Raw genomic sequence first — 26,116 nt, 5'->3', positions numbered from 1 at the left:
TCACTCCTTGTGATCTGCTGTGTACGTTCAGCAAGATTCCATCAAGTGTCAGAGGTTTGTTCCCGGCCAGTAACGGCGATTGACGGGGTTGTCGATGCGCGAGTCCGTACAAGCAGAGGTCATGATGAGCTTTCTCGTGTCCGAGGAGCTCTCCTTCCGCATTCCGGTGGAGCTGCGCTATGAGTCCAGTGATCCCTATGCCGTCCGGCTGACGTTCCACTTGCCCGGTGACGCCCCGGTGACGTGGGCTTTCGGGCGGGAGTTGCTGATCGACGGGGTCGGCCGGCCGTGCGGGGAGGGCGATGTGCGCGTCACGCCCGTCGAACCCGACGCGCTGGGCGAGGTGTTGATCCGGCTTCAGGTGGGCAGCGACCAGGCGTTGTTCCGGTCCTCGACGGCACCGCTCGTCGCTTTCCTCGACCGTACGGACAAGTTGGTGCCGCTGGGCCAGGAGGGGTCGCTCGCCGACTTCGACGCGCACCTCGACGAGGCCCTGGACCGCATCCTCGCCGAGCAGGGCGCCGGCTGAGACATGGACCCGGCGGCACGGTGGAGTAACGCTTCACCGGGTGCCGCCGAGCTGTGAAGGAACGCTTCTTCCTGCGATCGTCCTACGATCTTCCTCGCGTCGGCCCCATCGGTCGGCCGTTCCCGGGTCGGCCCTTTCGGGTCGGCCGTTCTCGGTCGGGTACGCGAGTCGGCCTTCCTCAGGTCGGCGGGCCGTCGTGAACGCGGCGGCGTCAGCGCTTGCGGCGCCGACCCCTTCCACCGCGTGCCGGAACCGCGGCGGTCTCCGGGACGGGCTCCGCGCCGGGACGGTCGGCCGAGACCACCAGCGCCGCCAGGGCGGTGGTGACCGGCACCGAGGCGACCAGGCCGATCGAACCGACCAGGGTGCGCACGATCTCCTCCGCGACCAACTCGCTGTTGGCGACCGTCCCCACACTGGACTGCGCGATGGAGAACAGCAGCAACAGCGGCAGCGCGGCACCCGCGTAGGCGAGGACGAGCGTGTTGACGACCGAGGCGATGTGGTCGCGGCCGATCCGGATGCCCGCGCGGTAGAGCCCCCGCCAGCCCATCGACGGGTTGGCCTCGTGCAGCTCCCAGACCGCCGAGGTCTGCGTGACCGTGACGTCGTCCAGCACGCCGAGCGAGCCGATGATGACGCCGGCCAGCAGCAGACCGCTCATGTCGATCGTCGGGTACAGGCCGTGGATCAGCCCGGTGTTGTCGTCGGTGTTGCCGGTCAGAGCCGCCCAGTCGATGAACACCGAGCCGAGGACGCCGATCAGCAACAGTGAGATGAGAGTGCCGAGCACCGCGACGGACGTCCGGGCGGACAGGCCGTGACACAGGTACAGCGCGATGAGCATGATGGCGCTCGCGCCGACCACCGCCACGACCAGCGGGTTGGAACCCTGCAGGATCGCGGGCAGGATGAAGAAGTTCAGCACCATGAAACTGATGGCCAGCGCGACCAGCGCCATGACGCCCCGCATCCGCCCGACGATCACCACGGCGACGGCGAAGATGCCCGCGAGCAGCGCCATGGGCAGACCGCGGTTGATGTCGGTGACCGAGTACTGCAGGTCCTTCGGCGCAGAAGGCTCGTAGGCGACCACGACCTCCTGGCCCTCGTGCAGCTGACGGGACTGGTCCGGCTGGACGATCTCGGTGAACGTACGACCCTTGTCGTCACCGCTGTCGACCCGGATCGTCGCCCGCTTGCACGTGCCCTTCTCCTCCTGCACCGCGGAGGAGCCCTCGGCGGTGGAGGTGTCGCCGGTCGGCGGAACGCCCGAAGCGCCGGCCTCCTTGCAGCTCACCTCGACCACCTTGGTGACCGTGGCGTCCTGCGTCTGCCGGTCGAAACCGACTCCGGTGCGCTCGTGCGCCGGGGCGCCGCCCGGCCACAGCACGGCGAGACCGACCAGCACGGCGACGCCGAACGGGATCAGGATCGCCGCGATGACCTTGCGCAGGTGCTGGGAGACGGGGGTGGCCGGGCCATGACTGTGGGAGTGCCCGTGCCCGCCACCCGGCCCGGGACCGTGTCCGTGACCGCCGTGGCCACCGCCCCCGCCGTGACCGTGTCCACCGTCTCCGTCGGGGCCGCGACCGTGGCTCTGTCCTCCACCGCCTGCGGCCGGCCCCGGGCCCTGCCCGGCAGCGGGGCCGTGACCGGTGCTGTGGCCGGGGCCCTGCCCGTACGCGCCATGGTCCTGGGAGCCGAAGCCCGCGTCCTGCCCGTACCCGTACGCGGGTTCCCGTCTCGGGGCGGGAGGCTGTGTCCCGCCCGGCCCCCGAGGTCCGCGCGGTCGCTGTGGCCCGGCCGGTGCCTGCCCGGACCCGGTGGCGAAATCATGGCCCTCAGCAGGGCCGTCACCACGGCCGTTGCCGTTTCCGGCGCCGGATCCGCGGGGCGGCTCGGGCGAGGGGTAGGAGGGACGCTGCGTCGTGGTCACCGCCCGATCATCGCAAGAACGAGGGGGGCCCTCTGTTCACCGCGCCAGAATTGCCGCTAGCGTGGGGGCACCTTTTGTACACGCGGGAGCTCGGAGCACCGGGCTGAGAGGGCGCTGACCTCCGTCCCAGCGATGTTTCACATGAAACATCGCCGGAGTCGAGTGATGTTTCACACGAGACATCGCCGGACGGAAACCGCTGCGTCGACCGCCGAACCTGTTACCGGGTAATGCCGGCGTAGGGAGTAGGTCTCATGACCAACAAGGACGCACGCACGCCTGCCTCCGTTCAGGACGAGACGTCCGAGGAGGCCGGGAAGTCCATCGGCTGGCACAAGGCGTACATCGAGGGCACCCGCCCCGACCTGCGCGTGCCGGTCCGTCAGGTGCACCTCACCAACGGCCGGTCGGTCACGCTGTACGACACGTCCGGCCCGTACACCGATCCACTCGTCGACACCGACGTCCGCAGGGGCCTGTCGCCGCTGCGCGAGAACTGGATCATCGCCCGGGGCGACACCGAGGAGTACGCGGGCCGCCCCGTCCGTCCCGAGGACGACGGCATCAAGCACACCTCGCCCCGCGGCGGTCTCCGTAACCTGGACGCGGTCTTCCCCGGCCGGCCCCGCCAGCCGCGCCGCGGCAGGAACGGCGAGGCGGTCACCCAGCTCGCGTACGCCCGCCGCGGCGAGATCACGCCCGAGATGGAGTACGTGGCCATCCGGGAGAACGTCTCGCCCGAGGTGGTCCGCGACGAGATCGCCGCAGGCCGGGCCGTGCTGCCGGCCAACGTCAACCACCCGGAGATCGAGCCGATGATCATCGGCAAGCGGTTCCTGGTGAAGGTCAACGCCAACATCGGCAACTCCGCGGTGACGTCCTCCATCGAGGAGGAGGTCAAGAAGATGACCTGGGCGACCCGATGGGGCGCCGACACGGTCATGGACCTCTCCACGGGCCGCAACATCCACACCACGCGGGAATGGGTGCTGCGCAACTCCCCCGTGCCGATCGGCACCGTGCCGCTCTACCAGGCCCTGGAAAAGGTCGACGGCCGCGCCGAGGAGCTGACCTGGGAGATCTACAAGGACACGGTCATCGAGCAGGCCGAGCAGGGCGTGGACTACATGACCGTCCACGCGGGGGTGCGCCTGGCGTACGTGCCGCTGACGGCGAACCGCAAGACGGGCATCGTCTCCCGCGGCGGCTCGATCATGGCGGCCTGGTGCCTCGCGCACCACAAGGAGTCGTTCCTGTACGAGAACTTCGAGGAGCTGTGCGAGATCCTCGCCGCGTACGACGTCACGTACTCGCTGGGGGACGGCCTCAGGCCCGGATCGATCGCGGATGCCAACGACGAGGCGCAGTTCGCGGAGTTGCGCACGCTCGGGGAACTCAACCGGATCGCGAAGCGTTTCAACGTGCAGACCATGATCGAGGGCCCGGGCCATGTCCCGATGCACAAGATCAAGGAGAACATCGACCTTCAGCAGGAGATCTGCGATGAAGCTCCGTTCTATACGCTCGGCCCGCTGACCACGGACGTCGCACCGGCGTACGACCACATCACCTCCGGCATCGGTGCCGCGATGATCGCCTGGTGGGGCACGGCGATGCTGTGCTACGTCACGCCCAAGGAGCACTTGGGCCTGCCGAACCGCGACGACGTCAAGACCGGCGTCATCACCTACAAGATCGCCGCCCACGCGGCGGACCTCGCCAAGGGACACCCGGGTGCGCAGGAGTGGGACGACGCGTTGTCCGACGCCCGTTTCGAGTTCCGGTGGGAGGACCAGTTCAACCTGGCTCTCGACCCGGACACGGCACGGGAGTTCCACGACGAGACCCTGCCCGCCGAGCCCGCCAAGACGGCTCACTTCTGCTCGATGTGCGGTCCCAAGTTCTGCAGCATGAAGATCTCGCAGGACATCCGCCGGGAACACGGCGGCACGCGGACCGAGATCGAGGAGGGCATGGCTCTGAAGTCGAAGGAGTTCGCCGCGAGCGGTAATCGCGTCTACCTGCCCATCGCGGACTGACCGGCCGCGCACAGGCTCGGGGGCGGGTGAGGCCCCCGGCCTGTGGGAGGCGCCGCTCGGAACGGACTCCGAGGGCTGCTCCGACCGTTACTCCGGCTGGTGCTCCGGTCCTCCGAAGTCCGGGCTGGAGTAGTCCGGGCTGCTGAAACTGGGGCGCGAGCCGCGGTCGCCGTCGTCCGGGCTGGTGAACCCGGGGCGGTCGTAGCCGAGGTGCGGCATGCGGCTGACCGGGGCGGGCGAGGGCGAGTGGTGCAGCGCCGCGGCCGCGCCGGGGTCGGCGAGTGCTTCCCGCAGAAAGGGCAGGATGCCGCGTTCCAGCAGGGCCTCGTGCCAGGCCTCCTTGGCCTGGGCCACCTCGCCCCGCAGTTCGCCGTACGGCCCGACCTCGGCCGTGGGCTTGTTGCGCAGGGCGGTGAGCAGCAGCCCCACGGCGGCGACGAGGATCGCGATCGCGGTCACGCCACCGAACACCCAGCCCGTGGTGAGCATGGTCCGGGCGAATCCCTGCCCGGGATCGAGCATCCGCAGGATGTAGCCGACGAGCAGGAAGATCGCCGCGGCGGTCCCGGCCAGCACGGGTGCGAGGACGGCGACCACGGCGACGGCGCCCGCGCCCGTGGCCTCCGCGACCCCTCCCACGGTGGCGGCGAGCCCCGAGGCGTCCGCGCCCGGCTCGGAGGAGCCGGACCCGGACCCGCGCACGGCCGGTGAACCGGCCGACGCCGGCTGACGCAGTTCGTCGCGGACCTTGACGTAGTGCTGGTATTCGGTCGCCGCGGCCGCGGTGATGAGCGCGGTGGCGCTCAGGGCCATGGTGCGCAGCTGTTCGGGGTTGAGCCGCTGTCCGACAGCGGCCAGTTCCGGACGGTGTGGTGCGGAGCGCAGCGCCTCATCGAGGATCCGCTCGTATTCCTGGCGGTCCTCGCTCAGCAGGTGCTGCGGAACGCTGTTCATGTGCATCCCCCGATGCTCCGTAGGGCTTGGGGCTCGGCATGCTGACGAGCCGTCGGGCAGAAACGGAGGGGAGCCTGCTACGGATAAGCCGATGGTAGAGCGGTGACGGTGCGCGGTGACAGGGGGTTTACCGAAATTGACCCCGCACCGGCCCGGTCAGCCGAGGGGGGACGCCTGCGCGGTGAACGTTCACGTCTCCAGCGGCAGTTGCTGGACCAGCAGTTTTCCGGCCATGGTCACGCCACCGTCCATCGCGATGGCGAGTCCGTCGGCGTAGACGTGCGGGCCCTCGATCACGGGGTCGCGGCTCTCCTCGTCCTCCTCCGAGCCGACCTCACCGAGCAGATACGGAATCGGGCTGTGGCCGTGAACGATACGAGTGCCCCCGTACGTATCGAGCAGGGAGCGCACGGCCTCCGCGCCGCCCTCGTCGCGGAAGGAGAACCGCTTGGTGAACTTGCGGAACAGGTCCCAGACCTCGTCCGCGTCGTTGCGGGTGATCGTCTCGCGGACGGTGTCGTTGACCTCTTCGATGGAGCGGCCGTAGTCGAGGTAGGCGGTGGTGTCGGAGTGGACGAGCAGGTGCCCGTCGACCTCCTCGACGGCGTCCAGGCGGGACATCCACTGCAGGTGGTGGTCCTGGAGGCGGTCCATGTCGGTCTTCTGGCCGCCGTTGAGCAGCCAGGCCGCCTGGAAAGTGGCGGTGCCCGCTCCGGAGTTGACGGGGGTGTCGCCGAACCGCTTCGCACCCAGCAGGAGCAGCTCGTGGTTGCCCATGAGTGCCTTGCAGTAGCCACCGGCCGCGGCGGCCTCGGCGGACAGCCGCATCACCAGGTCGATGACGCCGATGCCGTCCGGGCCGCGGTCGGTGAAGTCGCCGAGGAACCAGAGCCGGGCGGTGCCCGCGCACCAGTTGCCGGCGGCGTCGAGCAGGCCCTTCTCCTGGAGGGCGGACACCAGCTGGTCGAGGTAGCCGTGTACGTCACCCACGACGTACAGCGGGCCCTGCCCGGTGGTGGACTGCGGGGCGGTGGTCTCGGGATCCACGGTCACCTGAACAGTGTCACCCCGGTTGACGACGGGAAGGTCGCGCTGGGTCGGCGTGTATCCCTCGGGGTAGGTCTCCTCGGGCGGCGGGGCGACCTCGGGGTGGACGCTGTGGACGTACGGACCGGCCTCGTGGACGTACGCGGGCACCCGGAAGTCGCGCAACGTCGCCGTCCGCTCCACCTCGGGTCCCTGACCGGCCCCCTGAGTCATCGACCCCTCCACCATCGCGCCGCATTGCACCGCATCGGACTGCCTGGTCGTAGCGGCCCGCGGGTGTCGTGGGCCCATCATAGGAATGCGGATCGTGTCATGTGATGACCCAGGGGTGGTGAATCAGAGCAAGAGTCCAGTTCACCGCGGCTTTCGCCCCGATTGGGCCAGGCTTTGACCACCGTGTGACCGCCCTCGCCCTTCTTCTCTTCGCGAGAACGATCCTTTCTCTCCGGGCGACCGGCCCGGTTTCTCCTCAGGAGGGCGATCTTCCCCGGCCGGGTGCGGGGTCAGGCGCCCTCGGGCGATCGCGGAGGGCTGACCGTCGTGCGCGGCGGGCGTCGCTGGGACGAGGTGCGCACGATCAGCTCCGTCGGTATCACCTGCTCCACCGGGTGGTCGGATTCCACTCCCTCGATGGCGTCGATGAGGAGCTGCACCACCGCGGTGCCGATGCGGCGTGGTTTCAGGGAGAGGGTGGTGATGGGCGGCTCGGTGTTGGCGTACACAGTGGACTCGCTGCAGCAGACCAGCAGCAGGTCGTCGGGGACGCGCAGGCCGTAGCGGCGGGCGGCGGCGAGCAGGTCGGTGCCGTTCGGGTCGAACAGTCCGTAGACCGCGTCGGGCCGGTCGGGCCGGGCGAGGAGCCGGTCCGCGGCGACGGCACCCGCGCACGGATCGTGCGCCGGATAGGCCTCGTAGACCGGATCCTGTCCCACACGCTCGCACCAGCGCAGGTACGCGGTGGTCGACAGGTGGGTGTAGGTGTCCGTCGTCGTGCCGGTCAGCAGGCCGATGCGGCGGGCGCCGGCGTCGGCCAGGTGGTCGAGGATGCCGAGGACGGCGGCCTCGTGGTCGTTGTCGACCCAGGCCGTGACCGGCAGTGCACCGGCCGGGCGGCCGTCGGAGACCACCGGAAGGCCTTGCCGGACGAGCTCGCTGACGACCGGGTCCTGGTCGGAGGGGTCGATGACGACCGTGCCGTCCAGGGCGACGTTCGACCACACGTCGTGGCGGGAGGTCGCGGGCAGGATGACGAGGGCGTAGCCGCGGGCGAGCGCGGCGGAGGTGGCGGCCCGTGCCATCTCGGCGAAGTACGCGAACTCGGTGAAGGTGAAAGGTTCATCCCCGTAGGTGGTCACGGTCAGGCCGATGAGGCCCGACTTGCCGGTACGGAGGGTCCGGGCGGCGGCGGAGGGCCGGTAGCCCAGCCGGTCGGCGACTTCCCGGACATGGCGCCGGGTGGCGTCCGGGAGCCGGCCCTTGCCGTTGAGGGCGTCGGAGACGGTCGTGATGGAGACTCCGGCGGCGGCGGCCACGTCTCTGATGCCGGCCCGACCCGGCCGGCTGCCTCGCCGTGAGGTTTCCGCGCGGCTCACCTGGTGCTTCCCTGCTGCTGTCATGGCGAGCCGATAGTAGGGCTCATGCGGTGGGGTAGTGCGGACGCATATGCACGCGTTGACAGGCACGTTTCTGCATGATCATTTAACCTCAATTGCCGTGGAAACAAAGGAGGTTGAGCGCTTTCTTGACAGTACGTGTGTTGTCGGCGCGCACGTGCCTGCCAAGTGGCTGAGGTTGCGAAGAGGTCTCAACTCACCTGCACGGGGGATGCGCGCCACGGCGTACACCACCGGCGCATAGATATATGTGCGGCGCGCCCCCGGATTCGTACGCCTTGGGGCGGCGATGCCCCAGATGCCAGTGGGGCTGGGGAGGACGAGGACGGCCGGTCGGCCGTGGCTATACGCAGCGGCGCCGAATCCTCATAAGGTGAGGAGTATTGGATGTCGGCGGCGGTCATGGGCCGCCGGTCTTCACGAGGAGGACTGCGGTGAGCGAGACGAGCCCCAAGCTGCGCGCCGAGCTGGAGGGGATCCCCACCTACAAGCCGGGCAAGCCCGCCGCGGCAGGTGGTCCGGTGGCCTACAAGCTGTCCTCCAACGAGAACCCCTATCCTCCGCTGCCGGGCGTGATGGAGAGCGTGACGGCGGCGGCCGGCAACTTCAACCGCTACCCGGACATGGCCTGCACGGGGCTGATGAACGAGCTGTCCGAGCGGTTCGGCGTGCCTCTCTCCCACCTGGCCACCGGTACCGGCTCGGTCGGTGTCGCCCAGCAGCTGATCCAGGCCACGTCCGGCCCCGGCGACGAGGTGATGTACGCCTGGCGCTCCTTCGAGGCGTACCCGATCATCACGCAGATCAGCGGCGCGACGTCGGTCCAGGTACCGCTGACCCCCGGTGATGTGCACGACCTCGACGCGATGGCCGACGCCATCACCGACCGGACCCGGCTGATCTTCGTGTGCAACCCCAACAACCCGACCGGCACGGTGGTGCGGCGGGCGGAGCTGGAGCGGTTTCTGGACCGGGTGCCGCGTGATGTCCTGGTGGTCCTCGACGAGGCCTACCGCGAGTTCATCCGCGACCCGGAGGTGCCGGACGGCGTCGAGATCTACCGGGACCGGCCGAACGTCTGTGTCCTGCGGACCTTCTCCAAGGCGTACGGCCTCGCCGGCCTGCGCGTCGGGTTCGCCATCGCCCATGAGCCGGTGGCGGCGGCGCTGCGCAAGACGGCGGTGCCGTTCGGCGTGAGCCAGCTCGCTCAGGAGGCGGCGATCGCCTCACTGCGGGCCGAGGACGAGCTGTTCGGCCGGGTCGGTTCGCTGGTGTGTGAGCGCACGCGCGTGGTCGACGGGCTGCGCTCTCAGGGCTGGACGGTGCCCGAGACCCAGGCCAACTTCGTGTGGCTGCGGCTGGGGGAGCGCACGGTCGCGTTCGCGCAGGCCTGTGAGCAGGCGGGTGTGGTGATCCGGCCGTTCCCGGGCGAGGGTGTGCGGGTGACGGTCGGGGAGGCCGAGGCGAACGACATCTTCCTGAAGGTGTCGGAAGGGTTCCTCAAGGAGCAGTAGGGCTCAGTAGGGCTTCGCGTGCCCGCCGGGACAAGGGGAGCTGTAGTGCTCCGCGAGTCCGGTCACCGGGCAGGAGGGCTGCAGCGCCCCGCGAGTCCGGTCACGGGGCGGGAGGGCTGTAGCGCTCCGGGGGCCGGTCACCGGGTAGGAGGGCTGGAGCGCCCCGCGAGTCCGGTCAGGGGCCCAGGAGTTCCACGCGGACGGGGTCGCCGTCCCGCACGGTCGCGAGCAGTCCCGGGTCGCCGTCGAGGCGGCCCAGGACGTTGCACGGGCCGGCGAGACGGCATTCGTCGCCCCGAGAGATCGGCGTGGGGCCGTAGGGGAGGGCGAGGGCATCACCGTCGATCCAGAAGGCGACGGTCCCCGGTTCGACGACCTCGCGGGCGCCTGTTTCACGTGAAACGGACACTCCCGTGTCGAAGTACACCTCCGCGCCCCAGGTCCGGGCCGTGGAGACGAGGGGCAGCGCCCGGGCGAGGGCCTGACTGGTCACCGTGTCGTCGAGTGACGCGTTGAGGTGTCCGGAAGGCCAGGAAATCCGTATCTGTAGCGGTGTCTGCATGCGGCTGATTCAACAATATGTTGAAGTTCGAGCCAAGGGGTTGACTGTGACGGGGGAGACAGGGACCCCCTCGGGGCGCTCGAATGTCCGTGCTGCATAATGGCTTGTGAATGTGAACGCTTTCACAAGCGTAAGGAGCGGCGACGTGGACCTGGCTTTGGCGCCGGAGACCCTGGCGCGATGGCAGTTCGGAATCACCACCGTCTACCACTTTCTGTTCGTCCCCCTGACGATCTCGCTGGCCGCGCTCACGGCCGGCCTGCAGACGGCATGGGTGCGGACGGAGAAGAAGAAGTACCTCCAGGCGACCAAGTTCTGGGGCAAGCTCTTCCTGATCAACATCGCGATGGGCGTGGTCACCGGCATCGTGCAGGAGTTCCAGTTCGGTATGAACTGGTCCGACTACTCGCGCTTCGTCGGTGACGTCTTCGGTGCGCCGCTGGCCTTCGAGGCCCTGATCGCCTTCTTCTTCGAGTCCACCTTCATCGGTCTGTGGATCTTCGGCTGGGACAAGCTGCCGAAGAAGATCCACCTGGCCTGTATATGGATGGTCTCCATCGGCACGATCCTGTCGGCCTACTTCATCCTCGCGGCCAACTCCTGGATGCAGCACCCGGTCGGCTACCGGATCAACGAGGCGAAGGGCCGGGCCGAACTCACCGACTTCTGGCTCGTACTGACCCAGAACACCGCGCTCGCCCAGGTCTTCCACACACTGACCGCGGCGTTCCTCACCGGTGGCGCCTTCATGGTCGGCATCGCCGCATTCCACCTGGTCCGCAAGAAGCACGTCCCCGTGATGAAGACCTCGCTCCGGCTGGGCCTGGTCACCGTCGTCATCGGCGGGCTCCTCACCGCGGTCAGCGGTGACGTGCTCGGCAAGATCATGTACCAGCAGCAGCCGATGAAGATGGCCGCGGCCGAGGCGCTGTGGGACGGCGAGAAGCCGGCTCCCTTCTCGGTCTTCGCCGTCGGTGACGTGGACAAGGGCCACAACAAGGTCGCCATCGAGATCCCCGGCCTGCTGTCCTTCCTCGCGAAGGACGACTTCAGCTCGTACGTCCCCGGCATCAACGACGTCAACAAGGCCGAGCAGGAGAAGTACGGGCCGGGCGACTACCGTCCCAACATCCCCGTCGCCTACTGGGGCTTCCGGTGGATGATCGGCTTCGGGATGACGTCGTTCGCCATCGGCCTGGCCGGGCTGTGGCTGACCCGCAAGAAGTTCATGCTGCCGCAGCACCTGAGGGTGGGCGACGACGAGGTGCCGCATCTCGTCCTGCTGCCCAAGAAGGCGCTCGGCCCGACCCTCACCAAGTGGTACTGGCGCATCGCGATCCTCACCCTGGGCTTCCCGCTGATCGCCAGCTCCTGGGGCTGGATCTTCACCGAGATGGGCCGCCAGCCGTGGGTCGTCTACGGCCTGTTCCAGACGCGCGACGCGGTCTCCCCCGGTGTCTCGCAGGCCGAGGTCATCACGTCGATGGTCGTCTTCACCACGCTGTACGCGATCCTCGCCGTCATCGAGGTCAAGCTGCTGGCCAAGTACGTCAAGGCGGGCCCGCCGGAACTGACCGAGGCCGACCTCAACCCGCCCACGAAGATCGGCGGCGACTCCCGTGACGCCGACAAGCCGATGGCCTTCTCGTACTAGGCCGAGGGAGCTGCACAGTCATGGAACTGCACGACGTCTGGTTCGTCCTGATCGCCGTCCTGTGGACCGGCTACTTCTTCCTGGAGGGCTTCGACTTCGGGGTCGGGGTGCTCACGAAGCTCCTCGCCCGTAACCGGCCCGAGAAGCGGGTGCTGATCAACACCATCGGCCCCGTCTGGGACGGCAACGAGGTGTGGCTGCTCTCCGCGGGCGGCGCGACCTTCGCGGCCTTCCCCGAGTGGTACGCCACGCTCTTCTCCGGCTTCTACCTGCCCCTGCTGCTCATCCTGGTCTGCCTGATCGTCCGGGGTGTGGCCTTCGAGTACCGCGTGAAGCGGCCCGAGGAGACCTGGCAGCGCAACTGGGAGACGGCGATCTTCTGGGCCTCGCTGCTCCCCGCCTTCCTGTGGGGCGTCGCCTTCGGCAACATCGTGCGGGGCGTGCGGATCGACCAGGACTTCAACTACGCCGGCGGCGTTCTGGACCTGCTCAATCCGTACGCGCTGCTGGGCGGCCTGGTCACGCTGTCCCTGTTCACCTTCCACGGCACGGTGTTCGTCGGGCTCAAGACGGTCGGGGAGATCCGGGAGCGGGCGCGGAAGCTGGCGCTGCGCGTCGGAGCGGTGACCGCCCTGCTGGCGCTCGCCTTCCTGCTGTGGACGCAGGCCGACCGGGGTGACGGGGCGTCGCTGGTGGCGATGGTCGCGGCCGTGGCCTCGCTCCTCATCGCCCTGGTCGCGGCACGGGCCGGACGAGAGGGGTGGGCGTTCGCGTGGTCGGGGCTCACCATCGTGGCCACGGTGGCGATGCTGTTCCTGACGCTGTTCCCGAACGTCATGCCGTCGACGCTGAACCCGGACTGGAGCCTGACGGTCAGCAACGCCTCGTCCAGCCCGTACACGCTGAAGATCATGACCTGGTGTGCGGGGATCGCCACTCCGGTCGTCCTGCTCTACCAGGGCTGGACCTACTGGGTGTTCCGGAAGCGGATCGGTACGCAGCACATCGCCGAGACCGCGCACTGAGGTGTGTTTCACGTGAAACCGATCGATCCGCGTCTGCTGCGCCACGCCCGTGCCACCCGGTTGTTCCTGGTGGCGGTCGTCGCCCTCGGGGCCGTGGGGGCGGGGCTGGTCATCGCGCAGGCGATGCTCATCGCCGAGGTGGTCGTCGGCGCGTTCCAGCACCGCATGGCGGTGTCCGAACTCGGCGCTCCCCTGCTGCTGTTGGCCGCCGTGGCGGTCGGTCGGGCGCTGGTCGGCTGGCTCACCGAGCTCGCCGCGCACCGGGCGAGCGCGGCTGTGAAGTCCGAGCTGCGGGGGCGACTGCTGGAGCGCGCTGTCGCCCTGGGGCCCGGCTGGCTGGTCGGGCAGCGGACCGGTTCGCTGGTCGCCCTGGCCACCCGGGGCGTCGACGCCCTCGACGACTACTTCTCGCGGTACCTGCCGCAGTTGGGTCTCGCGGTGGTCGTGCCGGTGGCGGTGCTGGCGCGGATCGTCATCGAGGACTGGGTCTCCGCGGCCATCATCGTGGGCACCCTGCCTCTCATCCCGGTCTTCATGGTGCTGATCGGCTGGGCCACCCAGTCCCGGATGGACCGTCAGTGGCAGCTGCTGTCGCGGTTGTCCGGGCACTTCCTGGACGTCGTCGCGGGTCTGCCGACGCTGAAGGTCTTCGGCCGGGCCAAGGCTCAGGCCGATTCGATCCGGCGCATCACCGGTGAGTACCGCCGGGCGACCATGCGGACGTTGCGGATCGCCTTCATCTCCTCCTTCGCGCTGGAACTGCTCGCGACGATCTCGGTGGCGCTGGTCGCCGTGACGATCGGGATGCGGCTGGTGCACGGGGAGATGGACCTGTACATCGGCCTCGTCATCCTGATCCTCGCGCCCGAGGCGTATCTGCCGTTGCGGCAGGTGGGGGCGCAGTACCACGCGGCGGCCGAGGGGCTCGCCGCCGCCGAGGAGATCTTCGAGGTCCTGGAGACGCCCGTCCCGGCGCACGGTTCCGCGGCCGTGCCGCACGGTGCGGTGTCCTTCGAGGGGGTGACCGTCCGGTACCCGGGGCGGTCGGCGGACGCCGTCTCGGACGTGACCTTCGGCGTCGAGGCCGGGGAGACGGTCGCCCTGGTGGGGCCGAGCGGTGCCGGCAAGTCGACGCTGCTGAGTGTGCTGCTGGGGTTCGTGCGGCCGGCCGAGGGGCGGGTGAGGGTCGGGGGTGTCGATCTCGCCGACGCCGACCTGAAGCAGTGGCATTCCCGGATCGCCTGGGTGCCGCAGCGGCCCCACCTCTACGCCGGGACGATCGCCGAGAACGTACGGCTGGCGCGGCCCGGCGCCGATGACGAGGCCGTCCGACGGGCGCTTCGGGACGCCGGGGCGCTGGAGTTCGTCGACGCGCTGCCCGCGGGTGCCGAGACCTTGCTCGGCGAGGACGGCGCCGGGCTGTCCGCCGGTCAGCGGCAACGGCTCGCGCTGGCCCGCGCGTTCCTCGCGGACCGGCCCGTGCTGCTGCTCGACGAACCGACGGCGGCGCTGGACGGGGCCACCGAGGCCGAGGTCGTCGCAGCGGTGCGCCGTCTCGCGGCCGGCCGGACGGTCCTGCTGGTGGTGCACCGGCCGGCGCTGCTGGAGGTCGCCGACCGGGTCGTGCGGCTGGCGGAACCGGCAGCCACCCCCGTGGTGCCGGCGGCGTCCGCCGCGGCGCCCGGCACCGAGGCCCGGTCAGTCGAAGCCGAGGCGTCCGCCCAGACCGAGTCCGCCGAACCGTCCGCTACCGCCGGTGTCCTCCGGCGCGTCCGCGCGCTGTCCGGTGCCCGGCGCGGGCGGCTGGGGCTCGCCCTGCTGCTGGGGAGTCTCGCGCTGGGCAGCGCGGTGGGGCTGATGGCCACCTCGGGGTGGCTCATCTCGCGTGCCTCGCAGCAGCCGCCCGTGCTGTATCTGATGATGGCCGTCACCGCGACCAGGGCGTTCGGAATCGGGCGGGCCGTGTTCCGGTACGCCGAGCGGCTGGTGTCGCACGACGCCGTGCTGCGGATGCTGGCGGACACCCGGGTCGCGGTGTTCCGCCGACTGGAGCGGCTGGCACCGGCCGGACTGCTCCGGGTCCGCCGGGGCGATCTGCTGTCCCGGCTGGTTGCGGACGTGGACGCGCTGCAGGACTACTGGCTGCGGTGGCTGTTGCCGGCCGGGGCGGCCCTGGTCGTGTCGGCCGCGTCGGTCGGCTTCACGGCGTGGCTGTTGCCCGAGGCCGGGGCGGTGCTCGCGGCCGGACTCGTGGCGGCGGGGGTCGGTGTGCCGCTGATCACCGGAGCGGTGGCCCGGCGGGCCGAGCACACACTGGCGCCCGCCCGCGGGGTGCTCGCGACGAGGGTGACCGATCTGCTGACCGGCACGGCGGAACTGGCGGTCGCCGGGGCCCTGCCCGCGCGGACCGCCCAGGCCCGCGAGGCCGACGGAACGCTGACCCGGATCGCCTCACGCGCGGCCACCGCCACCGCCCTGGGCGACGGTCTCACCGCGCTGGTCTCCGGGCTGACCGTCACGGCCGCTGCCCTGGCCGGCGCCCAGGCGGTCGCCGCCGGGCGGCTCGACGGCGTGGCCATGGCCGTCGTCGTCCTCACGCCGCTCGCCGCCTTCGAAGCCGTGCTCGGGCTGCCGCTCGCCGTGCAGTACCGGCAGCGCGTGCGGCGCAGCGCGGAACGGGTGTACGAGGTGCTGGACGCGCCGGAGCCCGTGCGGGAGCCGGAGCGGCCCCGGCAGGCGCCCGCGTCGCCGTTCCCGGTCGTCCTCAAGGGGCTGACCGCCCGGCACGCCGGGCAGGACCGGGAGGCGCTCGGTGGGTTCGACCTGACTCTGGAGGAAGGGCGCCGGATCGCCGTGGTCGGGCCCTCCGGCTCCGGCAAGACCACGCTGGCGCAGGCACTGCTGCGGTTCCTCGACGCGGAGGCCGGGTCGTACACGCTCGGGGGTGTGGACGCGTACGCGCTCCACGGTGACGACGTGCGGAAGTCCGTCGGGCTGTGTGCGCAGGACGCGCACCTGTTCGACAGCTCGCTGCGCGAGAACCTGCTGCTCGCCCGCAAGGACGCCACCGAGGCCGACCTGCGCGCCGTGCTGGGCCGCGCCAGGCTGCTCGACTGGGCGGACAGCCTGCCCGAGGGTCTGGACACGCTCGTCGGCGAGCACGGGGCGCGGCTGTCGGGAGGCCAGCGCCAGCGGCTGGCACTGGCCCGGGCCCTGCTCGCCGACTTCCCCGTCCTGGTGTTGGACGAGCCCGCCGAGCACCTCGACCTGGCGACGGCCGACGCGCTCACCGCGGATCTGCTGGCCGTCACGGAGGGGCGCACGACGCTGCTCATCACGCACCGGCTGGCCGGCCTCGAAGCGGTCGACGAGGTGCTCGTGCTCGACCGGGGCCGGGTCGTGCAGCGGGGTCCGTACGCGGAGCTGCTGGCGGTGGACGGGCCGCTGCGGAGGATGGCGGAACGGGAGGCGGCGGCACAGTCACTGGTGGGAGCGCGGTAACAGCCGGCCACACCAGGCACCGGGCCCTCCGGCGTAAGCGCCACCCCGGACAACGGGCCTCGGGCGCACGCACCACCCCGGACCATCGGGCCTCCGGCGCAACGGCCACCTCAGGCACCGGGTCCCGGCGCAACGGCCACCTCAGGCACCGGGTCCCGGCGCAACGGCCATCCCAGCCACCGGGTCCCGGTGCAGCCGGTCACCCCGGCGCTGAGCCGTTCGGTGCAGCCGGTCACCACGGGCACTGAGCCGTTCGGCGCAGCCGGTCCCCCGGCCGTACGACGTGAACAGGACCGGGCCCACTGTGCTGGGTGACGATCGCTGACATGCGCTCATATCGCCGCCTGCGGCTGCTCGTTCCGGTCCTGCTGTGTGCGCTGGCCGTGCTGGCGGCCCGGCCGACGGCAGCGCACAAGGAACCCGGCAGCGGCCCCGGCACCGGCCCGGAAACCGGCCTCAGTGCCGAGGTGGTGCGGCTGTACGAGGAGGCCGCGGTGGCGACGCGGCAGTACGAGGCCGGGCGCAAGGAGGCCGACGCGCAGCGGGCCGAGGCCCAGCGCGCGGAGGCGCTCCTGGACACGCAACGGCGGCACATCGCCGCCCTGCACGAGGACCTGGGCCGCATCGCCCGCGCCCAGTACCGCAGCAGCGGTGGCCTGCCGGTGGCCGCCCACATGATCCTCGCCGACAGCCCCGAGAGCCTGATGCGGGGTCAGCACGCCTTCTCCCAGGCGGACCTCGCCGTGAACAACGCGATCTCCAAGAACCGGCGCGCCGAGGCGCGGCTGGCGGCGGACGAGGCCAGGGCCGCTGACCGGTGGCAGGCGCTGGAGAGACGCAACACGCAACTCGCCGCCCTGAAAGCGGACATCGAGCAGAAGCTGGAGACGGCCCGCTCCGAGCTGCAAGGGCAGGCGGACGCAGCGGTCGCCGCCGGGGCGTGCCGCGGGGCGGTCAGGCTCGACCAGCCGGCGACCGGGTTCAGCGAGGGCGACTGGGTCGCGCCGGTCGAGACGTATGAGCTGTCGGCGTCCTACGGCAGCGGTGGTGCGCGCTGGTCGAACCGGCACACCGGGCAGGACTTCGCGGTGCCGATCGGCACGCCGGTACGGGCCGTGGGTGCGGGCCGGGTGGTGAAGGTGTCCTGCGGTGGCCCGTTCGGGATGGAGATCGTGCTCGAGCACGCGGGCGGCTACTACACGCAGTACGCCCATCTCGCCTCGCTCGGGGTCGACCAGGGGGACCACGTCAGCCCCGGACAGTGGATCGGCCAGTCCGGCACCACGGGCAACTCCACCGGGCCCCACCTGCACTTCGAGGCCCGGGTCACAGCGGAGTCGGGCTCGTCGGTGGACCCGGTCTCGTGGCTGTCGGCGCGCGGGGTGTCCCTCTGATACGCACCGGCCCCGGCCGCTACGGCCGTTCTGCCAGCAACTGCTCGATCACGATTGCCACCCCGTCCTCGTTGTTCGCCACCGTCCGGCCCGAGGCGGCGGCGATCACGTCCGGGTGGGCGTTGCCCATCGCGTACGACCGGCCCGCCCAGGTGAGCATCTCCACGTCGTTCGGCATGTCACCGAAGGCGACGACCTGCTCGTGCGAGATGCCGCGTTCGGCGCAGCACAGGGCGAGCGTGCTGGCCTTGGAGACTCCGGGGCCGCTGATCTCGAGCAGTGCGCTGGGGCTGGAGCGGGTCACGCCGGCACGGTCGCCGATGGCCAGGCGGGCCAGGGTCAGGAAGGCGTCGGGGTCGATCTCGGGGTGGTAGGCGAGGATCTTCAGCACCGGCTCCGCGGCGGCCCGATGGCCCGGGCCCAGCACTTCCTCGGCCGGGGCGAGGCTGTCCGGCGTCTCCATGTGCAGCTTCGGGTACGCCGGCTCCTGGTAGAAGCCGTAGGTCTGCTCCACCGCATACACCGTGCCCGGCGCCGCGTCGCGCAGCAGCCGTACGGCGTCCAGGGCGTTCTCCCGGGCCAGCTCCCGTACCTTCACGAACCGGTGGGCACCGGGGCCGCCGTGCAGGTCGACCACGGCGGCGCCGTTTCCGCAGATCGCCAGGCCGTGGCCGTGCACGTGGTCGCTGACGACGTCCATCCAGCGGGCCGGGCGGCCGGTCACGAAGAAGACCTCGATACCCGCTTCCTCGGCGGCGGCCAGCGCGGCGACCGTACGCGGGGACACCGACTTGTCGTCGCGCAGCAGGGTGCCGTCGAGGTCGGTGGCGATCAGCCGCGGGGGGAGGGTCTCGGCCGCGGTCTCGGGCTGTCGGGTCGCTGAGGTCACCCGGCCATTGTCCCGCACATGTCTGCACGGGCGTGCGGGGCTCCGCACAGGTGAGTGGATCCCGCCCCGAACAGCAGCCCCGGGGCCTGCCCGTCGACGCTCAGCGCAGCTGCGCGGGCGCTTCCATCGCGATCTGCTCGAAGACCTTCTCGTCCGCGGCGAACGGTGAGTCGGGGATCGGCCAGTGGATCACGATCTCCGTGAAGCCCAGCTCCACATGCCGTCCGGCGAAGTCGACGAACGCGTTCAGGGACTGGAGCGGTCCGACACGGTCCGGCGTGAATCCGGTGAGCAGCACCCGGTCGAGACCGGTCATGTCGCGGCCGACCTCGGCGCAGATGTCGTCGAGCCTCTCCGCCTGCCCGCGAATGGCCTGAATCGACTGCTCAGGGGTGCCGTTGTCGTACAGCTTCGGGTCGCCCGTGGTGACCCACGCCTGCCCGAACCGGGCGGCGAGCCGCATGCCGCGCGGACCGGTCGCGGCCACCGCGAACGGCAGCCTGGGGCGCTGCACGCAGCCGGGGATGTTCCGCGCCTCGTGGGCGGAGTAGAAGTCCCCCTCGTACGACACGGCGTCCTCGCACAGCAGCCGGTCGAGGAGCGGAACGAACTCGGCGAAGCGGTCGGCGCGCTCGCGCGGGGTCCAGGGTTCCTGGCCGAGCGCGGTGGCGTCGAAGCCGGAGCCGCCCGCGCCTATGCCCAGCGTGATCCGCCCGCCGGAGATGTCGTCGAGGGAGATCAGCTCCTTGGCGAGGGTCACGGGGTGCCGGAAGTTGGGCGAGGTCACCAGGGTGCCCAGCCGCAGCCGGTCGGTGACGCTCGCGGCGGCCGTGAGGGTCGGCACGGCGCCGAACCAGGGGCCGTCCCGGAAGGTGCGCCAGGACAGGTGGTCGTAGGTGTACGCGGTGTGGAAGCCGAGCTGCTCGGCGCGCGTCCAGGCCGCGCGGCCGCCTTCGTTCCAGCGGCGGTACGGGAGGATCACGGTGCTCAGACGCAGACTCATGACACCGAGCGTAAGGGAGCCCCGGCGGTCTCCCGTGTTTCACGTGAAACAGTCACCGAGCGCGTCCGGGTGGACACGGAACCAGGCGGGAAAGCGCAGGTACCGTGCCGGGACGGCGTCGGTCAGCCACACCCCGTTCGCGCTGACCTGGAAGACATGGCCGTCCCGGTGCATGGCGTCCGCGTCGACCGTCAGCACGACCGGCCGGCCCCGGCGGGCTCCGACGCGGGTCGCCGTCTCCCGGTCGGGCGAGAGGTGCACGGCATGCCGGTTCATCGGGCGCAGTCCCTCGGCCCGGATCGCGTCCAGGGCGCGGGTGACCGTGCCGTGGTAAAGGTGTGCGGGCGGGGTGGCCGACGCCAGTCCGAGGTCGACGTCCACGCTGTGGCCCTGGCTGGCGCGGATGCGGGTGCCGTCGACGGCGAAGCGCCGCTTGTCGTTGGTGGCGACGACATGGTCGAGTTCGTCGCGGGTGAACCGGAAGCCGTGTGCGGCTGCCGCGGCGATCAAGGTGTCGATCTCGACCCACCCGGCCTCGTCGAGCGTGAGCCCGATGCGTTCCGGCTGGTGACGCAGATGCTTCGACAGGTACTTCGACACCTTCACGGTGCGTCTTTCGTCCATCCCACCAGGGTGCGGGAGAGACCCGAATCACGCGATCGAGTTTCATCGCTGAGGTTTGATCCACAGCGAAGTATGGTTATCCACAGAGAAATTGGCGCTCCTGTGGACAACTGAGCGCCAGCGCAGGGAACTTGGGTCTCACATCGGCGGCTTCAACCGTGCCAGGCCCCGCAGCGCCCCCGGTGCCCAGCGCGACAGCCACCGCGCACCCCGTGCCTCCGGAGTCACCGGCACCACCGCCTCGTTGCGCGTCACCGCCCGCAGGATCGCGCGGGCCACCTTCTCCGGCGGATAGTTCCGCAGCCCGTACAGGCGGGCGGCACGCTGCTGCAGCCGCTTCTCCTCCCGGGCGTCGGCCCCGGCGAAGTGCGCGGTCGACGTGATGGCGGTGTTCACGATGCCCGGGCACACCGTCGTCACGCCGATCCCCTGCCCGGCGAGCTCCGCCCGCAGGCACTCGCCGAGCATCAGCACGGCCGCCTTGGAGGTGCTGTACGCCGGCAGCGCCCGGGACGGCTGGTACGCCGCGGCCGACGCCACATTGACGATGTGGCCGCCCTGGCCGCGCTCGGCCATCCGCCGGCCGAAGAGCCGGCACCCGTGGATGACGCCCCACAGGTTGACGTCGAGGACCTTCTTCCAGTCCTCGGGGGTGGTGTCGAAGAAGGAGCCGGACAGTCCGATCCCGGCGTTGTTCACGAGGACGTCCACCACCCCGTACTCGGAGGTGATCCGGTCGGCGAGCTTCTCCATGGCCTGCTCGTCGGAGACGTCGACCGTCTCCGCCCAGGCGTCGGCAGCGCCTCGAAGGCGGCAGGACTCGGCGGTGCGGGCCGCCGCCTCCCCGTTGCGGTCGACGGCCACGACACGCGCACCGGCCGCGGCGAACGCGAGCGCGGTCGCCCGCCCGATACCGCTGCCCGCCCCGGTGACCAGCGCGAGCTGCCCGCCGAAGCGCTCGGCGTGCTCGCCGTCCACCGCCACCGGGGGCCGCCCGCTCTCGACGGACGTCACGAACTCCTCGATCCACGAGGCCAGCCGGTCCGGGCGGGTGCGCGGGATCCAGTGCCCCGCCTGGATCGTCCTGCGGGTCAACTGCGGAACCCACCGCTCCAGTTCGTCGTGGAGCCGCTCCGAGAGGAACCGGTCCGCCACGGGCGTGATGACCTGCACAGGCGCGTGCGCGTGCGCGTCCGGCCGGGGAGCGCGCAGCCGGGGCCGGACGTTGTCCCGGTACAACCAGGCCCCGTGGGCCGCGTCCGACGGCAGGGACGCGGTGGGGTAGTCACCCCGGGGCACCTTCTCGGCGCGCTCCAGCATCCGCGGCCAGCGCTTGCCGAGCGGGCCGCGCCAGGCCAGCTCGGGCAGCAGGGGGGTGTGCAGCAGGTACACGTACCAGGAGCGGGCGCCCTGTCCGAGCAGCTGGCCGACCCGGCGCGGGGTGGGCCGCTTCATCCGCGTGCCGATCCAGTGGCCGAAGTGGTCGAGGGACGGCCCGGACATCGAGGTGAAGGAGGCGATCCGGCCCCTGGTGCGCTGCACGGTGGTGAACTCCCAGGCCTGCACCGACCCCCAGTCGTGCCCGACCAGATGCACCGGCGCGCCCGGGCTCACCGCGTCCGCGACGGCCAGGAAGTCGTCCGTCAGCTTCTCCAGCGTGAACCCGCCCCGCAGCGGTCGCGGCGCGGTCGACCGGCCGTGGCCGCGGACGTCGTACGCCACCACGTGGAAGCGCCCCGAGAGGCGCGCGGCGACCTCGGACCACACCTCTTTGCTGTCGGGGTAGCCGTGCAGCAGGACGACCGTCGGCCGTCCCGGATCACCCATCTCGGCCACGCACAGCTCGACTTCACCCGTCCGAACCCTGCGCTCCCGCGCGCCCGTCAGCAACGTCATCCGGCGAATCTGACAGTTGTTAGAGAGTTCGTCAATAGGGGTCTCCCGGTCGTGGTAACCCTCAAGGAGCAGCTCCCCTAGGGGCCCGTAATACTCAGGGCTGATCCGAAGACAGCTCTGCGGAGTGACGACCGCCACGCGGCCCGCCCCTACCTTCGTAGGGTGACTGTGATCGCGACCGAAAGCCTGAGCAAGCGGTTCCCCCGGGTGACCGCGCTTGACCGGCTCTCCGTGGACGTCGGACCCGGTGTGACCGGACTCGTCGGAGCCAACGGAGCCGGCAAGTCCACACTGATCAAGATCCTGCTGGGTCTGTCCCCCGCCACCGAGGGCCGCGCCGAGGTGCTCGGTCTCGATGTCGCCACCGACGGCGCCGCCATCCGCGAGCGCGTCGGCTACATGCCCGAGCACGACTGCCTGCCGCCGGACGTCTCGGCCACCGAGTTCGTCGTCCACATGGCGCGCATGTCCGGCCTGCCCCCCACCGCGGCGCGTGAGCGCACGGCCGACACCCTGCGCCACGTCGGGCTGTACGAGGAGCGCTACCGCCCCATCGGCGGCTACTCGACCGGTATGAAGCAGCGCGTCAAGCTCGCGCAGGCCCTCGTCCACGACCCGCAGCTGGTCTTCCTGGACGAGCCGACCAACGGCCTCGACCCCGTCGGCCGCGACGAGATGCTCGGCCTGATCCGCCGGATCCACACCGACTTCGGCATCTCCGTCCTGGTCACCTCCCACCTGCTGGGCGAGCTGGAGCGCACCTGCGACCACGTCGTCGTCGTGGACGGCGGCAAGCTCCTGCGCTCCAGTTCCACCACGGACTTCACCCAGACCACCACGACCCTCGCGATCGAGGTCACCGACAGCGACGAGCACCCGGACGGCACCCGCGCGGTCCGTGAGGCGCTGCACGCGCGCGGAGTGACCGTCGAGGACGGCAGCGGCCTGCCCGGCGCCGGCCATGTCCTGCTGCTCACCGCGCAGGGCGAGGAGACGTACGACCTGGTCCGGGACGTGATCGCGGACCTCGGTCTCGGCCTGGTGCGCATGGAGCAGCGCCGGCACCACATCTCCGAGGTCTTCACCGGCAGCGACGAGCGCGAACAGCGGAAGGAGGCGGTCGGCCATGGCGGTTGAGCACTCCACGGGGGCACCCGCCCCGGCACCGGGCGACCAGACCCGCATCCACAACATCGGCTACCGCGATTACGACGGCCCGCGCCTCGGCCGCGCCTACGCCCGCCGCTCCCTGTACTCGCAGTCCCTGCGCGGCTCCTACGGCCTCGGCCGCTCGGTGAAGTCCAAGGTGCTGCCGATGCTGCTCTTCGTGGTGATGTGCGTGCCCGCGGCCATCATGGTCGCCGTCGCGGTCGCCACCAAGGCCAAGGAACTGCCCGTCGACTACACGCGCTACGCGATCATCATGCAGGCGGTCATCAGCCTGTACGTCGCCTCGCAGGCGCCCCAGTCCGTCTCGCGGGACCTGCGTTTCAAGACCGTTCCGCTGTACTTCTCGCGGCCCATCGAGACCTCCGACTACGTCCGCGCCAAGTTCGCGGCCCTGGCCTCGGCGCTCTTCATCCTCACCGCCGGCCCCCTGCTCGTGCTCTACGTGGGCGCGCTGTTGGCCAAGCTGGACTTCGCCGACCAGACCAAGGGATTCGCACAGGGACTGGTCTCCGTGGCTCTGCTCTCACTGCTCTTCGCCGGCATCGGCCTGGTCATCGCATCCGTCACCCCGCGCCGCGGTTTCGGCATCGCGGCCGTGATCGCCGTGCTGACCATCACCTACGGCGCGGTCTCCACCCTCCAGGCCATCGCCGACGCCCAGGGCAGCGGCGACGCCGTGCCGTGGATCGGACTGTTCTCGCCGATCACGATCGTCGACGGCGTGCAGTCCGCGTTCCTGGGCGCGACGTCCGCCTCCCCCAGCGGGGTGGGCCCGAGCACCGCCGAGGGCGTCGTCTACGTCCTCGTCGCCCTGGGCCTGATCGCGGCGAGCTACGGCCTCCTGATGCGCCGCTACAAGAAGGTGGGACTGTGACCACGCTCAAGATCGACCACGTCTCCCGCTGTTCGGCAACGTGGTCGCCGTCAACGACATCACCATGACCATCGGCCCCGGCGTCACGGGGCTGCTCGGCCCCAACGGCGCAGGGAAGTCCACCCTCATCAACATGATGGGCGGCTTCCTGGCCCCCTCCACCGGCACCGTCACCCTCGACGGCCAGGCCGTGTGGCGCAACGAGCAGATCTACCGGCACATCGGCGTCGTCCCCGAGCGGGAGGCGATGTACGACTTCCTCACCGGCAAGGAGTTCGTCCTCGCCAACGCCGAGCTGCACGGCCTGGGCGCCAAGGCCGCCCAGAAGGCGCTGGCCACGGTCGAGATGGAGTACGCGCAGGACCGCAAGATCCAGACGTACTCCAAGGGCATGCGCCAGCGCGTGAAGATGGCCTCCGCCCTGGTCCACGACCCCTCCCTGCTCCTGCTGGACGAGCCGTTCAACGGCATGGACCCGCGCCAGCGCATGCAGCTCATGGACCTGCTGCGCCGCATGGGCGACGAGGGCCGCACGGTGCTGTTCTCGTCCCACATCCTCGAAGAGGTCGAGCAGCTCGCCTGGCACATCGAGGTCGTCGTCGCCGGCCGGCACGCGGCCAGCGGCGACTTCCGCAAGATCCGCCGCCTGATGACCGACCGGCCGCACCGCTACCTGGTGCGCTCCAGCGACGACCGCGCCCTCGCGGCCGCGCTGATCGCCGACCCCTCGACGTCCGGCATCGAGGTCGACATCGCCGAGGGAGCGCTGCGCATCCAGGCCGTCGACTTCGCCCGCTTCACCGCGCTGCTGCCCAAGGTCGCCAGGGACCACGGCATCCGGCTGCTCACGGTCTCGCCGTCCGACGAGTCCCTCGAGTCCGTCTTCTCGTACCTGGTCGCGGCGTAGGAGGCCCTGATGTACGACCCCACAGTCGCCCGGCTCACCTACCGGGCCCTGCTCGGCCGTCGCCGGGCCCTCATCCTCGGCGCCCTGCCGATGCTGCTGATCGTGATCGCCGTGGCCGTGCGCGCCCTGGCCGGGGCCGACGACCAGACGGCGTCCGACCTGCTGGGCGGACTCGCCCTGGCCACGATGGTGCCGATCATCGGCGTCATCGCCGGAACGGGCGCGATCGGCCCCGAGATCGACGACGGCTCGGTGGTGTACCTGCTGTCCAAGCCGATCAAAAGGCCGACGATCATCTTCACCAAGCTGATCGTCGCCATCGCCGTGACCATGGTGTTCTCGGCCGTGCCGACGCTCATCGCCGGGTTCGTCCTCAACGGCAACGGCCAGCAGGTCGCCGTCGCCTACACGGTGGCCGCGCTGGTCGCGTCCATCGCCTACGCGGCCCTGTTCCTGCTGCTGGGCACCGTCTCCCGGCACGCGGTGGTGTTCGGTCTGGTCTACGCCCTGGTCTGGGAGGCCCTGTTCGGCTCCCTGGTGCCGGGTGCGCGCACGCTCAGCGTCCAGCAGTGGTCGCTGGCGGTGGCCCAGAAGGTGTCCGGCGGGGACCTGGTCTCCTCCGACGTCGGCCTGACCACGGCGACGGTGCTGCTGGTCGCCGTCACGGTGCTGGCCACCTGGTATGCCGGCCAGAAGCTGCGTTCCCTGACCCTCGCCGGGGAGGAGTGACGTAACCGGCACGGACACGCTCGACGAGCAGGCGCCTGCCGGGAAGGGGCAGACGGGCATCACGGTGGGACACGAAGGCCTCCGTGCCTCCGTGCCTCCGTGCGGTGAAGATTCGACACCTCCACCCCACACGGAGGCCTTCGCCCTGATCAAGCCCGGCCGGCGTCGGCAACGCTCGTGATCCATACAGCCGGCCGGTGGCCGGGCCGGGTCTCGCCGCCGTTTTATTCGGTGGCGTCCCATTCGCCCGGCG

Annotated in this window: 19 protein-coding genes, 1 pseudogene and 1 riboswitch; of the genes and pseudogenes, 11 read left to right on the top strand and 9 right to left on the bottom strand. The window is 70.6% G+C overall.

From position 1 onward, the window contains the following. The first annotated feature begins 94 nt into the window (after nt 1-94). Complete coding sequence (locus tag ACFV20_RS04715; RefSeq protein ID WP_033309865.1) at nt 95-529, top strand: SsgA family sporulation/cell division regulator; 435 nt, start codon at nt 95-97, stop codon at nt 527-529. Between the two features lie 211 nt (nt 530-740). On the opposite strand, the gene ACFV20_RS04710 is transcribed toward ACFV20_RS04715, so the two are convergent. After that, complete coding sequence (locus tag ACFV20_RS04710; protein WP_385652321.1) at nt 741-2,468, bottom strand: YibE/F family protein; 1,728 nt, start codon at nt 2,466-2,468, stop codon at nt 741-743. A gap of 72 nt (nt 2,469-2,540) precedes the next feature. Continuing rightward, nucleotides 2,541-2,730, top strand: a riboswitch (TPP riboswitch). On the opposite strand from ACFV20_RS04710, the gene thiC reads away from it, so the two are divergent. Continuing rightward, complete coding sequence (thiC, locus tag ACFV20_RS04705; RefSeq protein WP_385652319.1) at nt 2,723-4,507, top strand: phosphomethylpyrimidine synthase ThiC; 1,785 nt, start codon at nt 2,723-2,725, stop codon at nt 4,505-4,507. It overlaps the preceding riboswitch by 8 nt. Before the next feature lie 87 nt (nt 4,508-4,594). Here thiC and ACFV20_RS04700 read toward each other — a convergent pair whose 3' ends face one another. The 3 genes from ACFV20_RS04700 to ACFV20_RS04690 all read right to left on the bottom strand — a co-directional run bounded on the left by ACFV20_RS04700 (nt 4,595) and on the right by ACFV20_RS04690 (nt 8,124). Continuing rightward, on the bottom strand, nt 4,595-5,467 hold the full coding sequence (locus tag ACFV20_RS04700) for a hypothetical protein (protein ID WP_385652318.1): 873 nt from the start codon (nt 5,465-5,467) through the stop codon (nt 4,595-4,597). A gap of 183 nt (nt 5,468-5,650) precedes the next feature. Then, the gene (locus tag ACFV20_RS04695; RefSeq protein WP_385652317.1) at nt 5,651-6,736 is read right to left on the bottom strand and encodes a metallophosphoesterase; all 1,086 of its coding nucleotides are present in this window, start codon (nt 6,734-6,736) and stop codon (nt 5,651-5,653) included. A gap of 275 nt (nt 6,737-7,011) precedes the next feature. Then, on the bottom strand, nt 7,012-8,124 hold the full coding sequence (locus ACFV20_RS04690) for a LacI family DNA-binding transcriptional regulator (protein ID WP_366715899.1): 1,113 nt from the start codon (nt 8,122-8,124) through the stop codon (nt 7,012-7,014). Nucleotides 8,125-8,555: 431 nt separating this feature from the next. Between ACFV20_RS04690 and hisC the strand changes: the two genes are divergently transcribed. Continuing rightward, the gene (hisC, locus tag ACFV20_RS04685; RefSeq protein WP_385652316.1) at nt 8,556-9,635 is read left to right on the top strand and encodes a histidinol-phosphate transaminase; all 1,080 of its coding nucleotides are present in this window, start codon (nt 8,556-8,558) and stop codon (nt 9,633-9,635) included. A gap of 175 nt (nt 9,636-9,810) precedes the next feature. On the opposite strand, the gene ACFV20_RS04680 is transcribed toward hisC, so the two are convergent. Next, a complete protein-coding gene (locus tag ACFV20_RS04680) occupies nt 9,811-10,197 on the bottom strand; it encodes a cyclophilin-like fold protein (RefSeq protein ID WP_385652315.1) in 387 nt (128 codons plus the stop codon). 145 nt (nt 10,198-10,342) lie between these two features. Between ACFV20_RS04680 and ACFV20_RS04675 the strand changes: the two genes are divergently transcribed. The 4 genes from ACFV20_RS04675 to ACFV20_RS04660 all read left to right on the top strand — a co-directional run bounded on the left by ACFV20_RS04675 (nt 10,343) and on the right by ACFV20_RS04660 (nt 17,771). Next, nucleotides 10,343-11,851: a cytochrome ubiquinol oxidase subunit I gene (locus ACFV20_RS04675; RefSeq protein ID WP_385652313.1), complete on the top strand. Its 1,509-nt coding sequence runs from the start codon at nt 10,343-10,345 to the stop codon at nt 11,849-11,851. Between the two features lie 20 nt (nt 11,852-11,871). Then, nucleotides 11,872-12,876: a cytochrome d ubiquinol oxidase subunit II gene (gene cydB, locus ACFV20_RS04670; protein ID WP_385652312.1), complete on the top strand. Its 1,005-nt coding sequence runs from the start codon at nt 11,872-11,874 to the stop codon at nt 12,874-12,876. 12 nt (nt 12,877-12,888) lie between these two features. Next, on the top strand, nt 12,889-16,377 hold the full coding sequence (cydD, locus tag ACFV20_RS04665; RefSeq protein WP_385652309.1) for a thiol reductant ABC exporter subunit CydD: 3,489 nt from the start codon (nt 12,889-12,891) through the stop codon (nt 16,375-16,377). Between the two features lie 326 nt (nt 16,378-16,703). After that, a complete protein-coding gene (locus ACFV20_RS04660) occupies nt 16,704-17,771 on the top strand; it encodes a peptidoglycan DD-metalloendopeptidase family protein (protein WP_385652308.1) in 1,068 nt (355 codons plus the stop codon). Between the two features lie 19 nt (nt 17,772-17,790). Here ACFV20_RS04660 and ACFV20_RS04655 read toward each other — a convergent pair whose 3' ends face one another. From ACFV20_RS04655 to ACFV20_RS04640, 4 genes are all read right to left on the bottom strand, one after another. Next, the gene (locus tag ACFV20_RS04655) at nt 17,791-18,678 is read right to left on the bottom strand and encodes an HAD-IIB family hydrolase (protein ID WP_385652307.1); all 888 of its coding nucleotides are present in this window, start codon (nt 18,676-18,678) and stop codon (nt 17,791-17,793) included. Nucleotides 18,679-18,760: 82 nt separating this feature from the next. Further along, nucleotides 18,761-19,663 carry an LLM class flavin-dependent oxidoreductase gene (locus tag ACFV20_RS04650; RefSeq protein ID WP_385652304.1) on the bottom strand — a complete coding sequence of 301 codons (903 nt, stop codon included), beginning with the start codon at nt 19,661-19,663 and terminating at the stop codon, nt 18,761-18,763. Nucleotides 19,664-19,702: 39 nt separating this feature from the next. Further along, nucleotides 19,703-20,287 (bottom strand): RNA 2'-phosphotransferase, encoded by a 585-nt coding sequence (locus tag ACFV20_RS04645; protein ID WP_385652302.1) that lies wholly within the window; start codon nt 20,285-20,287, stop codon nt 19,703-19,705. Between the two features lie 138 nt (nt 20,288-20,425). Then, entirely contained in the window at nt 20,426-22,183 is a 1,758-nt protein-coding gene (locus tag ACFV20_RS04640) for an SDR family oxidoreductase (protein ID WP_385652300.1), read from the bottom strand. A gap of 168 nt (nt 22,184-22,351) precedes the next feature. Between ACFV20_RS04640 and ACFV20_RS04635 the strand changes: the two genes are divergently transcribed. The 4 genes and pseudogenes from ACFV20_RS04635 to ACFV20_RS04620 all read left to right on the top strand — a co-directional run bounded on the left by ACFV20_RS04635 (nt 22,352) and on the right by ACFV20_RS04620 (nt 25,863). Continuing rightward, a complete protein-coding gene (locus tag ACFV20_RS04635) occupies nt 22,352-23,320 on the top strand; it encodes an ABC transporter ATP-binding protein (RefSeq protein ID WP_385652540.1) in 969 nt (322 codons plus the stop codon). Beyond that, complete coding sequence (locus ACFV20_RS04630) at nt 23,310-24,227, top strand: ABC transporter permease (protein ID WP_385652298.1); 918 nt, start codon at nt 23,310-23,312, stop codon at nt 24,225-24,227. Before ACFV20_RS04635 ends, ACFV20_RS04630 begins: the two co-directional genes overlap by 11 nt. Further along, nucleotides 24,224-25,134, top strand: a pseudogene (locus ACFV20_RS04625) (ABC transporter ATP-binding protein). The gene ACFV20_RS04630 and the pseudogene ACFV20_RS04625 overlap by 4 nt, the downstream one beginning before the upstream one ends. A gap of 9 nt (nt 25,135-25,143) precedes the next feature. Continuing rightward, nucleotides 25,144-25,863: an ABC transporter permease gene (locus tag ACFV20_RS04620; protein WP_385652296.1), complete on the top strand. Its 720-nt coding sequence runs from the start codon at nt 25,144-25,146 to the stop codon at nt 25,861-25,863. Nucleotides 25,864-26,116 lie beyond the last annotated feature (253 nt).

The sequence above is a fragment of the Streptomyces sp. NPDC059696 genome, assembly GCF_042733745.1.
Classification (GTDB): Bacteria; Actinomycetota; Actinomycetes; order Streptomycetales; family Streptomycetaceae; genus Streptomyces.
Note: the sequence above shows the minus strand (reverse complement) of the source record. Positions and strands in the feature narration are given on the sequence as shown.